This is a genomic window from Planosporangium spinosum (assembly GCF_049999945.1).
Lineage (GTDB): Bacteria > Actinomycetota > Actinomycetes > Mycobacteriales > Micromonosporaceae > Planosporangium > Planosporangium spinosum.
On the sequence record NZ_JBLYUB010000026.1, the window covers coordinates 85,094 to 95,741 of the forward strand.

Sequence of the window (10,648 nt, forward strand, 5' to 3'; positions counted from 1 at the left end):
CGGAACACGACGAGAATCCGACCACGACAGTGCGCGACGACCGAGGGAGAGCGGACGCTGACATGACGGACTACGGCCACGACCTGCTCTTCGGTAGCTTCCTCACCCCGGCCGCGCAGCAGCCCGGCCTGGCCGTGGCGCTCGCGCAGCGGTCCGAGCGGGCGGACCTCGACCTCGCCACGTTCCAGGACCACCCGTACCAGCCGGGCTTCCTCGACACCTGGACCCTGCTGTCCTACGTCGCCGCCGCGACCAGCCGCATCCGGCTGAGCGGCAACGTACTGAACCTGCCGCTGCGGCAGCCGGTCGTCCTGGCCCGCAGCGCAGCCAGCCTGGACCTGCTCAGCGGTGGACGGGTCGAGCTGGGCCTCGGCGCGGGCGCGTTCTGGGACGCCATCGAGGCGACCGGCGGCCGCCGCCTGACCGCCGGGCAGGCTGTCGACGCCCTGGACGAGGCCATCCGGATCATCCGCGAGGTCTGGGCGGCCGACCGGCGTGGCGGGGTACGCGTGGCCGGCGAGCACTACCGCGTCGTCGGGGCCAAGCGCGGACCGGCCCCGGCGCACGACATCGGCATCTGGGTCGGCGCCTACAAGCCCCGCATGCTGCGGCTGGTCGGCCGTAGCGCGGACGGCTGGCTGCCCAGCCTCCCGTACCTGCCGGGCGGTGTACGCGACCTGGCCGACCTCAACGCCCACATCGACGAGGCCGCGACGGCGGCCGGGCGCGAGCCCGCATCGGTACGCCGCCTGCTCAACATCTCCGGCCGGTTCACCAGCGCGAGCGCCGGCCTGCTGACCGGGCCGCCCAAGCAGTGGGTGGAGGAGCTGGCCGGCATCGCGCTGGAGTACGGCATCTCCGGTTTCATCCTGATGGCCGACGACCCGTCGGTGATCGAGCCCTTCGGCCAGGAGGTCGCGCCCGCGGTACGGGAACTCGTCGCGGCCGAGCGCGCCACGCCCGGCCAGCGGCGGGAAACCGCGGCGGCCCAACCGACGCCCGCGGCGGCGCACCCGGAGCACCCGGCGCCCCGGCCGGAACCGGTCGTGGCCGGCGGCTCACCGGCGCTCGCCGTCTCCCCCACCCCGCCGCCCGCCGCGCGGCTCAGCGACCGCCGGCTGTGGGACGAGAGCACCCGACCGGTGGCCCCGCCCGCCCCGGCCGGGCAGGTGTACACCGACCGCGCCCGGGCCGTCGGTCAGCACCTCGTGGACGTGCACGACCACCTGCGCCAGGAGCTCGCCCAGATCCGGGACGTCCTCGCGCAGGTCAAGGACGGCACCGTGTCGGCGGGTGCGGCGCGGGGCGTGCTCAACCAGATGACCATGCGGCAGAACAACTGGACCCTCGGCGCGTACTGCGCCGCCTACTGCACCGCGCTCACCCAGCACCACGGCATCGAGGATTCCTCGATCTTCCCGCACCTGCGCCGCGCCGACGCCGGCCTGGTACCGGTCATCGACCGCCTGGAGCAGGAGCACGTCATCATCCACGAGGTCGTCGAAGGCGTCGACCGCGCGCTGGTCAACCTCATGCGCGACCCCGGCGACTTCCGTGAACTGCAGGAGGCCGTCGACATCCTCACCGACACCCTGCTGTCGCACCTGTCCTACGAGGAGCACCAGATCGTCGAGCCCCTCGCCCGGTACGGTTTCTACGCCGGGCAGGTGTAGTCACCCGGGTACGACCACCGCGGTGCGGACCGGCTCAGGATCGCCGTCGACGGGCTGACCGCCCACACCCCGGCCAGTTCGTCGGCGATCGTGGCGGTCAGTTCCGGTACGTCCACGGCGGCCGAGTCGTGCATCGCCTCGACCACGACCAGGACGGTGCTCGTCGAGTCCCGTACCGCCGAGTGGCCGCTCTGCCGGTTCGTCCACCGTCGACTGTGCGCCCGCCCGGCGCCGTCGGCGAAGATCACTTCGCGTCGGTCGGGGTGCTCGTGCTCTCCCGAGAAGGTCAGGTAGTCCTCGGTACCGTCGGCGTGCCGGACCTCCAGGTACCCGGAGATCCTGGCGGCGTCGAACACCCCGACCGGGATGGCGGCCGCGAGCGAGACCGCGTTGCACAGGTCGATCACCGGGTGGATCCGGGGCAGTGCCCGCTCCTTCGCGAAGCGCCGCAGCAGCGCCTCCGACGCGCACCGGTACTGCGTGGGCTTGAGGCCCATCCGAGAGAAGGTACGCCGCCACGCCTGTATCTCGGGCAGGTCGGACACCGCGCTCGCGGCGAGCCGGGCCTCGGCGACGGCGGCGTGCCCGGCCACCCTGGAGTCGACCGGGGCGTGCGCGTCGACCCCGGCGGCGAAGACGACACCGGCGACGAGACCCGGGTGTTCGGTCCAGATGTCCGGCGAATGCTGGAAGTACATGGGCGATCCTCGATCGTGACGTGCGGTTGTCGGGTCGGCGTGCGACTGTCGGGTCACCGGCCGGCAGCTGGTCACCGGCCGGTGAGGACGAGGGCGGCGGCGAGCGCGGCGAAGGAGCCGGCGAAGGCCCGGCGCAGCCAGGCCAGCACCCGCGGCCGTGCGATCACATACCTCCTGACCGATCCGGCGAAGATGCCGTACGCGGCGAAGACCACGAAGGTCAGCAGCATGAAGACCGCGCTCAGCAGCACCATCCGGGTGAGCGGGTCCGCCTGGCCGCCGGGCACGAACTGCGGCAGGAAGGCGACGAAGAAGATGGTCGGCTTCGGGTTGAATACGCCGCTCAGCACCCCGGAGACGACGGTCCTGGCCGCCGGGCGAGGGGCGTCCTCCCCCGCCACCACGACGGGCCGGGCGTCGGTGAGCGTGGCCCAGGCCAGGTGGAGCAGGTACACCGCGCCCGCGACCTTCAGCACCTGGAACGCCACCGTGCCGGTACGCAGCAGGGCCGCGAGACCGACGATCGTCGCGGCGATGTGCGGTACGAGACCGAGGGTGCATCCGGCCGCCGCGACCACGCCCGCCCGGCCGCCGTGGGTCAGCCCGGTCGACAGCGTGTAGACCACACCCGGGCCGGGCGTGACGATCACGACGAGCGCGGTCACCAGGAACGCGATACTCACGGCGGGTCTCCTCGCGGGCAGGCCGGCGGCGGGCCGCTGCCCACCGCACTGCGGCGCGTCACCGCCCCCGCGCGGCGGCGCGCCTCGGCGACGGGAGCGGCCCGCGTGCCGGGTTGACGCCTCCACTCTGCTGCCACAATGGTCCGATGAGGAGGGCCAAACACAGTCCGAACGACAGGTCCATAACCTCCGGAGCCGACGTCCCAGGAACCGGAGCCGACGTCCCGGCAACCGGGGCCGACGTCCCGGGAACCGGGTCGGATTTCCTGCAGCTCGACATCGCCGCTGCCCCGGCCGGCGGGCGCGCCGACTGGCTCGCCGACCGGCTCCGGCGCGCGATCTCGGACGGCCGGGTGCCCGTGGGTGGCAGGCTTCCGGCGAGCCGGGTACTGGCCGCGGAGCTGGGCGTGTCCCGCGGCGTCGTCACCGAGGCGTACCAGCGCCTCGTCGAGGACGGCCACGTCGCCGGGCGGGGACGGGCCGGTACGGTCGTCGTCGCCGCTCCCCTGGTCGCACCCGCTCCCGCGCGGTCACCCGCACCCGCTCCCGCGCGGTCACCCGCACCCGCTCCCGCCTGGTCACCCGCACCCGCCGGCCCGCCGCCTGCGGCGACGCTGTTCGCCGCCGATCCCGGCACGGACGTCTTCGACTCGCTGCGGGCGGCCCCGGCCCGGGTCGACCTGTCCCCCGGCGTACCCGACCTCGCCGCCTTCCCGCGAGCGGCGTGGCTGCGCGCGGAGCGCGCCGTCCTCGGCGCCCTCGCGTCGAGGGACTTCGGGTACGGCGACCCGACGGGAACCCCCGCCCTGCGCCGTGCCGTCGCCACGTGGCTGGCCCGTACCCGGGGCATCCGGGTGGACCCGCGCGAGGTCGTCATCGTCTCCGGGGTCACGCAGGCGCTCATGCTGCTCGCGCGGGTCCTGCGCGAGGACGGGATCACGGCGGTCGCGGTGGAGGACCCGGGGTCGCTCGGCGTCCGTCAGCACCTGCGGGCCTGGCAGTTGGACACTCCGCCGGTCGGAGTGGACGGCGACGGCCTGCGCGTCGACGCCCTGCGCGCCGGCGGCCACGCCGCGGTGATGCTCACCCCGGCACACCAGTTCCCGACCGGGGTCGTGCTCAGCGGCGACCGGCGCCGCCAGCTCATGCGGTGGGCCGACGACGGGGGCCTGGTCATCGAGGACGACTACGACGCCGAGCACCGGTACGACCGGCCGCCGGTGCCCGCGCTACGGTCCATGCTGGCCGACCGGGTCTGCTACGCCGGCAGCGTGTCGAAGCTGCTCGCTCCCGCCCTGAGGGTGGGCTGGACGGTCGTGCCGGCGCGGTACCACGACGCCCTGGTGGCCGCCAAGCGGTACGCCGACCTCGGCAACGCCGCGTTGCCGCAGCTGATCCTGGCCGAGCTGATGGAGTCCGGCCTGCTGGAACGCCACCTGCGGCTGCTGCGCCGGCGCCACGTCCGCCGCCGCGACGCGATGCTCGCCGCGGTCCGCACCCACCTGCCCGGCGCCGTCGTCCACGGCGCCGCGGCGGGCCTGCACCTCACGGTCACCTTCGACACCGACGTCGCCGACACCGACCTGGCGGCCGCGGCGCTCGCCCGGGGCGTGAAGGCGCATCCGCTGTCCTGGCACCGCCAGCGCCCCGGCCCGCCGGGTCTCGTCCTGGGGTACGCCGCGAACACGCCGACCGACATCGCCACCGGCATCGCGGCAATCGGCGCCGCCCTGCGCGGGCTGCGCTGACCCGGCCGGCGGTCAACGGTCCCGGCCGGCGGTTCCATCCGTTTCATCCGTCCGCGTCGTGGACGACGATCGCGACCTGTACCCGGTTGGTGCACTCCAGCTTGGTGAGAATCCGCGACACGTACGCCTTCACGGTGGCCACGCTCATGTACAGGTCGGCGCCGATCTCGGCGTTGGACCTGCCCGCCCCGACCGCGAGTGCGACCTCGCGCTCCCGGTCGGTGAGCCGCTCCAGCACCGACCGGGCCCGCTCCGCGCGGGCGGCCCGCTCTGCCGCCCCCGTCCGGCCGTCGCCGCATGCCCCGGTCCGGCCGTCGCCGCGTGCCCCCGTCCGGCCGTCGCCGCGTGCCCCCGTCCGGCCGTCGCCGCATGCCCCGGTCCGGCCGTCGCCGCGTGCCACGTGCCGGATCAGCCGGGTGACGACGGCCGGAGACAGCATCGACTCGCCGGTGGCCACCCGCCGGACCGCGTCGAGGATCTCCCGCGGCGGGGTGTCCTTGAGCAGGAAACCGGTGGCGCCCAGCCGGAGCGCGCGGACGATGTACTCGTCGGTGTCGAACGTGGTGAGGACGATGACCGCCGGGCCGTCGCCGGCCGAGAGGAGCGCTCCGGTGGCCGCGAGCCCGTCCATGCCGGGCATCCGGATGTCCATGAGCACGACGTCCGGCCGCAGCCGGCGGGTCGCCTCGACCGCCTCTGCGCCGTCTCCCGCCTCGGCCACCACCTCGATGTCGGTTCCGGCGCCGAGCACCAGCGACAGGCCGACCCGTACCAGCGGGTCGTCGTCGACGACGAGGACGCGGATCACGCCGGCCACGGTAGCCAGGTTTCCAGGTGGAACGCGAGGTCCCCGCCGGTACCGCGCCGCACGCCATGGTCCAGGCGCCCGCCCGCCAGGCTCACCCGCTCGGCCAGACCCACCAGCCCGCACCGGGAGCCGGGCACCGCCGGCGCGCCGGTGCGGCCCACCAGTCCGTTGCGCAGCCACAGGTGCAGCTCGCCGGCCGGTGTACGGTCCAGCCGCAGGTGCACCGGCGCGCCGGGGGCGTGCTTGCGCGCGTTCGTCAGTCCCTCCCGGATGACCACGTACGCCGTGCGGCCCACGGACGCCGGCACCGCCGCGCCGGCCAGCCGGTCGTCGACCTCGACCGGCGTACCGGCCGACCGGCACTCGGCGACCAGGTCGTCCAGGTCATCCAGGCCGGGCGGCGGCCGCAGGTCGTCGTCGCCCGCACCGGCGCGCAACACGCCGAGGATGTCGCGCAGGTCCTCCAACGCCTGGTGCGCGCCGGCCCGGATGATCCCCGCCGTCCGGGCCACCTCCTCGGCCGACAGGTCCGGCCTGATCTCCAACGCGCCGGCGTGCAGGCTCACCAGCGAGATCCGGTGCGCCAGTACGTCGTGCATCTCCCGGGCGATGCGCTCCCGCTCCCGGGCGCGCAGCCGCTCCTCGCGCAGCGCGGCGTCGGCCTCGGCCCGGACGGCGCGCTCCCGCAGTGACGCCAGCAGCGCCCGCCGGGAGCCGGCCCGTACCCCGGCGGCGACCGCGATCGCGAGCAGTGCGACGTTCACCGCGACGGCACCCGGCACTGTCAGCGCGGGGTCCGGCCGGGCGACCGCATAGGGCACGGCCACCAGCACGTGCAGGGCGGCCACGGCGACCGTCACCGACCAGCGCCGGTACCCGGCGACGGTGTAGACCGCGACCAGGACCGCGCCGCCCACCGGCTCCGCCACCGCGGCCAGCGGGGCGAGCAGCACCGCCACCCCGACCGGGTGGCGCCGCCGCCACCACAGCGCGGCGCAGCCGGCGCCGGCCAGCGCCAGCGCCCAGAACGCGGCGTCACCGGTCAGCCTCCCGGTCTCCTCCGCGTCCCCCGCCACGAACAGCGCCACCAGCGCGGCGAAGCCGATGCCGGCGAGGTCACCGGTCCGCTCCCGGAGGCGGCGGTGCCGCGCGCCGCCGGTCCGGCCGCGGACCCGCCGCGCGGCAGCGGTCACGACCGTACGAGCGGGCGCCAGTACTGCCGGGTGCCCTCGTCCCGGACGGTGAAGCCGAGCTTCTCCACCGCGTCGCGCAGCTCCCGGGCGTCCCGCCCGGACTTCTTACTCAGCGCGGTCTCCCGGGCCGCCAGCACCGCGTCGACCGCGGGCGGCAGGTCTCCGGCGCCGGGAACCCAGCGGTGGTAGAGGTCGGCGTACGGGTCGGCGTCCCGCCACGGGTACCCCTGGCGGCGGAACGCGGCCGCCAGGGCCGCCCCGGACGCCTGGTGGGTACCTCGGAAGATCTGGCGCGACTCGCGGTCGAGGACGACGAGATCCTTGCCGTCGACGAACACGGCGTCGATGTCGGCGCGCGCGACGGTACGGGTCCGATCGTCGTGGTCGAGGTGGAGCTCGGCGCCGGTCAGCGTCACCTTCGCCGACGTGCGCAGCGCCGCGACGGCGATGCCGAGCCCGACCACGACCCAGACGGCCGCGTTGACGGCGACCTCCCGGGGCCGGTCCACGGCGGCGAAGACCCGGAACACGATCCCCAGCGGTACCGGAACCGAGAAGCCCAGCAGCCACCGCGCGAACGCGGGCAGCCCGAACCCGAACAGCAGCCCGAGGGCAGCGGGTATGCCGAGGAAGAGGACCAGCCGGTCGACGATCGGATACCCCAGCACCGTCGCCCCGTCGTGGCCGTCCGCACTCCCCCGGCGGCCGCCCGCCCGCTCTCCACTGACCATGTGCACCACCCTCCGGTTCCCGTCGGCGGGAGCGGCACCGGCCCGGTCCGCCGCTCCTGCCACGACGGTAGGCGCCGGGGCCCACGTGGCACAGCGGCCGAAGGTCGACCGGTACCGCGGTGACGTCGACCAAAGTCGACGCCACGGTCACCGGGGTGGCGGGGAAGCCAGTGGATGTCCATCGGAGTCGCGGCGTCCGGATCGACAGGGCGGGTCAGGACATGTCGGCCCCGGGACCTCACGGCCGGGTCACCACAGGCCGTTGACTCGAGCGATCTTCTCGATGTCGGCGGGCGTACCCGACATGATCGTCCGGGCGTGTGCGGTTACCAGCTCGACCGGCCAGTTCCACCAGGCGGCCCGCAGCAGCCGCGCCACGTCGGCGTCGTCGTACCGCCGCTTGACGGGTCTGGCCGGGTTGCCGCCCACGACCGTGTACGGCGGCACGTCGGCGGTGACCACCGAGCCGGTCGCGACGATCGCGCCGTCGCCGATGCGGACGCCGGGCATGACCAGCGAGCCGTACCCGAACCACACGTCGTTGCCGACGACGGTGTCGCCCCGGCTCGGCACGTTCATGACGACGTCCAGTGTGTACTCACGCCAGGCGCCGCCGAAGATGGCGAACGGGAACGTCGAGACCCCGCCCGTCGGGTGGTTGGCGCCGGCCATGATGAACCGGGTGCCGGCGGCGATGGCGCAGTACCGGCCGATGACGAGCTTCTCCGGGCCGTAGCCGTACAGGACGTTGCGCTCGGCGAACGCCGTCGCGTGTTCCGGATCGTCGTAGTAGGTGTACTCCCCCACCACGATCTTCGGTGAGCTGACCAGCGGCTTGAGGAACACGACGCGGTCGAACCCGGCGAGGGGGTGGACGGTCGTCGGGTCGGGGATCACGCCCTGCTCCTGAGTCATGCGCTTCCCTTCGGAAGGGTTCCCACCTAACGCAACACGTGTTGCGTTAGGGTGACAATGGCACACCGGAGACATTGACGCAACTGGAGTTGCATTTGGAATCGCACGAGGCGGAGCGGCCGGCCGGCCACGGCACCGTTCGGCCAGGTGGCCGTACGGCACTGGTCCGCAACGCCGTCCGCCAGGCCACCCTCGCCGAGCTGGCCGCCAACGGGTACCAGGGGCTGACCGTCGAGGCGGTCGCCGCCCGCGCGGGCATACACAAGACCACGGCGTACCGGCGCTGGGGCAGCGTCGAGGGCCTGATCGCCGACGCCCTGGAGCTGGCCAGCGGCGAGCCCTGGCCGGTGCCCGACACCGGCACCGTCGACGGCGACCTGCGCGCCCTCGCCCGCGAGGTGCTCGTCGGGTTCACCGATCCGCACACCGGCCCGGTGTCCACCGCGTTCGTCTCGGCGGCGGCGCAGAACCCCGCCGCCGCACAGGCCCTGCACGCCTTCATCGCCGCCCGCCACCGCCAGGCGGCCCCCGTGGTCACCCGCGCCATCGCCCGGGGCGAGCTGCCCGCCGGCACCGACCCGGTCGAGGTGGTACGCGCGACCGTCGCCCCGCTGTACTACCGCCTGTTCATCAGCCGGGAACCGGTCGACGAGGCGGTCGCCGACCGCGCCGCGGTCGCCGCGCTCGCCGCCGCGCGCGCCGGCGCCCTGAGCTGACACCGACTGGACGTCGGGGCCGACTCTCTTCTACGCGAAGATCGGCTCTTCGAAATGCGCGGGATCGCTCGGGCAGGTCCACACGGCCATGCCCCCGGGCCGCAACCGCGGGGTCAACGGATGCGCATGATCGGGACACGGCGGCAGCGGATTCCCGTGCGTTTCCTCCAGCGCGTGAGTCTGGATCTGGTCCGCCAACGCCAACGTCGCCAATTGCCGCTCGACATCGAGAGAAAAGTAAACGGCCACCGTTCCGCCCGGGCCCGTTCCGGCCGGGCCCGTTCCGGCCGGGCCGAGTGTAATCCTCAGGCTGCGTGGCTCGGGATTTTCGCCGGGCGGGCGCGGGCCGACCGCGATCGAGGATTCGTCAATAGTGATGATTCGCCATCCCGGCGCCTGGTCGCCGAGGCGATTCAGTATCGCCTCGGCGACCAGGCGCGCGACGTGCTCGGCACTATCGATTGTCACGCGGCTAATCTAGCAGGTCCAGGCCGCCCGCGAAGGTGACCGAACCGGTGCCGCCCGGACCGACATTGTGCCGGAAAGTCAGGTAGTCCTGGTAATCCACGTGGCACGGGTTGTAGGTAGGGCTCATGCTGCCGTGGAACTGGTAGCTCGCCGGTACGGTGTGCGGGGCGTTCTGCGGCATCGCGGCACCGTTCCGCCACCAGCTGAGGCCACGCTCGTTCACGTTGCCGACCACGATCGCCTGGACACCGGCCGACAGCCTGAAGCCCCAGGCGACAACGCCGTACGTGGCGTAACAGGTGTATTGAGCGTCGAACCGTCCGTTCGAGTCGGTCCGGGTCAGGTTCCCCTCGCAGGAGAGGTAGTCGTTCGCGGCGGGCTGCACCGCCAATTCATGCTTGAGGTCTTCCTTCAACGTCGTCGCCTTCTCCTGCGAGATGCCCCGATCAAAATTCAGGGTGATGGTCGTCCGCAGGACCTTGTTGGCCGGGCTCTCGACAACGACCTCGTTCACAAGTTTGTCGGTAGCCTGCTCGGCCGCTGCCGGTGACGCTACCGTGCCGACGACCGTTGCGGCAGCGAATGCAACGGCAGCGACGAGCTTCATCCCGTTCGGAAAGACCCTTTGCACCTTCAAATCACCACTCCCCAGGCGGACCCGCTATTCAGAGGCGGGAAATTTGATGTTTGTCGATCACCTTAGGAGCACTTCCCGGTGCGTGCAAGCCATCAAAATGGGCGACCGGATTTGTCGCCGCCCGTCTTGAGCTGCGGTTATTCCCGAACAATCCGACAGAAGCCCGTCAGTCTCGACCGACTATTTCACCGTCAGGCCATCCGGCGTATCCTGCAACGTAACCGCAGATACATCCACCGATTTCACCAAAGGAGCTGATTTCATCCTGACTCGCGCTGCTCCTCGATGAGTTGGAGGAGCGTGATCGCGGCGAGGATTGGGGTGGCTCGTCGCGGGCAGCAGTGGAGTTTGGTCAGGACCTTCCACGTCTTGAGGGTG

Annotated in this window: 11 protein-coding genes and 1 pseudogene; 3 read left to right on the forward strand and 9 right to left on the reverse strand. The window is 73.0% G+C overall.

All coding sequences use genetic code 11. The features are described from left to right. Positions 1 to 62: 62 nt before the first annotated feature. Positions 63 to 1,673, forward strand: coding sequence for an LLM class flavin-dependent oxidoreductase (locus ACNTMW_RS27430; protein WP_426636743.1), 1,611 nt, complete (start codon positions 63 to 65; stop codon positions 1,671 to 1,673). Here the strand turns inward: ACNTMW_RS27430 and ACNTMW_RS27435 are convergent. Together ACNTMW_RS27435 and ACNTMW_RS27440 are read right to left on the reverse strand one after the other, a co-directional pair. Beyond that, positions 1,655 to 2,371: a B3/B4 domain-containing protein gene (locus ACNTMW_RS27435; RefSeq protein ID WP_426636744.1), complete on the reverse strand. Its 717-nt coding sequence runs from the start codon at positions 2,369 to 2,371 to the stop codon at positions 1,655 to 1,657. The genes ACNTMW_RS27430 and ACNTMW_RS27435 overlap by 19 nt on opposite strands. 71 nt (positions 2,372 to 2,442) lie before the next feature. Then, the gene (locus tag ACNTMW_RS27440) at positions 2,443 to 3,054 is read right to left on the reverse strand and encodes a LysE family translocator (protein ID WP_426636745.1); all 612 of its coding nucleotides are present in this window, start codon (positions 3,052 to 3,054) and stop codon (positions 2,443 to 2,445) included. Positions 3,055 to 3,200: 146 nt separating this feature from the next. Here ACNTMW_RS27440 and pdxR point away from each other — a divergent pair, with 146 nt between their 5' ends. Continuing rightward, the gene (gene pdxR / locus ACNTMW_RS27445) at positions 3,201 to 4,802 is read left to right on the forward strand and encodes a MocR-like pyridoxine biosynthesis transcription factor PdxR (protein WP_426636746.1); all 1,602 of its coding nucleotides are present in this window, start codon (positions 3,201 to 3,203) and stop codon (positions 4,800 to 4,802) included. 43 nt (positions 4,803 to 4,845) lie between these two features. Here the strand turns inward: pdxR and ACNTMW_RS27450 are convergent, their stop codons facing one another. From ACNTMW_RS27450 to ACNTMW_RS27465, 4 genes are all read right to left on the reverse strand, one after another. Continuing rightward, the gene (locus ACNTMW_RS27450; RefSeq protein ID WP_426636747.1) at positions 4,846 to 5,619 is read right to left on the reverse strand and encodes a response regulator; all 774 of its coding nucleotides are present in this window, start codon (positions 5,617 to 5,619) and stop codon (positions 4,846 to 4,848) included. Beyond that, a complete protein-coding gene (locus ACNTMW_RS27455) occupies positions 5,607 to 6,803 on the reverse strand; it encodes a histidine kinase (RefSeq protein WP_426636748.1) in 1,197 nt (398 codons plus the stop codon). The genes ACNTMW_RS27450 and ACNTMW_RS27455 overlap by 13 nt, the downstream gene beginning before the upstream one ends. Further along, positions 6,800 to 7,534, reverse strand: a complete 735-nt coding sequence (locus ACNTMW_RS27460; protein WP_426636749.1) for a YqeB family protein — start codon at positions 7,532 to 7,534, stop codon at positions 6,800 to 6,802. Before ACNTMW_RS27460 ends, ACNTMW_RS27455 begins: the two co-directional genes overlap by 4 nt. 249 nt (positions 7,535 to 7,783) lie before the next feature. Further along, positions 7,784 to 8,449, reverse strand: a complete 666-nt coding sequence (locus ACNTMW_RS27465; RefSeq protein WP_426636750.1) for a CatB-related O-acetyltransferase — start codon at positions 8,447 to 8,449, stop codon at positions 7,784 to 7,786. Between the two features lie 95 nt (positions 8,450 to 8,544). Between ACNTMW_RS27465 and ACNTMW_RS27470 the strand changes: the two genes are divergently transcribed. After that, positions 8,545 to 9,165, forward strand: coding sequence for a TetR/AcrR family transcriptional regulator (locus ACNTMW_RS27470; RefSeq protein ID WP_426636751.1), 621 nt, complete (start codon positions 8,545 to 8,547; stop codon positions 9,163 to 9,165). 30 nt (positions 9,166 to 9,195) lie between these two features. Here the strand turns inward: ACNTMW_RS27470 and ACNTMW_RS27475 are convergent, their stop codons facing one another. The 3 genes and pseudogenes from ACNTMW_RS27475 to ACNTMW_RS27485 form a co-directional block, all read right to left on the reverse strand. Next, on the reverse strand, positions 9,196 to 9,633 hold the full coding sequence (locus tag ACNTMW_RS27475) for a hypothetical protein (protein WP_426636752.1): 438 nt from the start codon (positions 9,631 to 9,633) through the stop codon (positions 9,196 to 9,198). A 4-nt stretch (positions 9,634 to 9,637) separates the two neighbouring features. After that, positions 9,638 to 10,270, reverse strand: a complete 633-nt coding sequence (locus ACNTMW_RS27480; RefSeq protein WP_426636753.1) for a hypothetical protein — start codon at positions 10,268 to 10,270, stop codon at positions 9,638 to 9,640. 260 nt (positions 10,271 to 10,530) lie between these two features. Further along, a pseudogene (locus ACNTMW_RS27485) lies at positions 10,531 to 10,648 on the reverse strand (IS5/IS1182 family transposase); the annotation flags it as partial.

What these genes read in the sequence shown, in the direction of transcription:
- ACNTMW_RS27430 (WP_426636743.1), top strand. Translation starts at nt 63, where the DNA reads ATGACGGACTACGGCCACGACCTGCTCTTCGGTAGCTTCCTCACCCCG.
- ACNTMW_RS27435 (WP_426636744.1), bottom strand. Translation starts at nt 2,371, where the DNA reads ATGTACTTCCAGCATTCGCCGGACATCTGGACCGAACACCCGGGTCTC.
- pdxR (WP_426636746.1), top strand. Translation starts at nt 3,201, where the DNA reads ATGAGGAGGGCCAAACACAGTCCGAACGACAGGTCCATAACCTCCGGA.
- ACNTMW_RS27460 (WP_426636749.1), bottom strand. Translation starts at nt 7,534, where the DNA reads ATGGTCAGTGGAGAGCGGGCGGGCGGCCGCCGGGGGAGTGCGGACGGC.
- ACNTMW_RS27465 (WP_426636750.1), bottom strand. Translation starts at nt 8,449, where the DNA reads ATGACTCAGGAGCAGGGCGTGATCCCCGACCCGACGACCGTCCACCCC.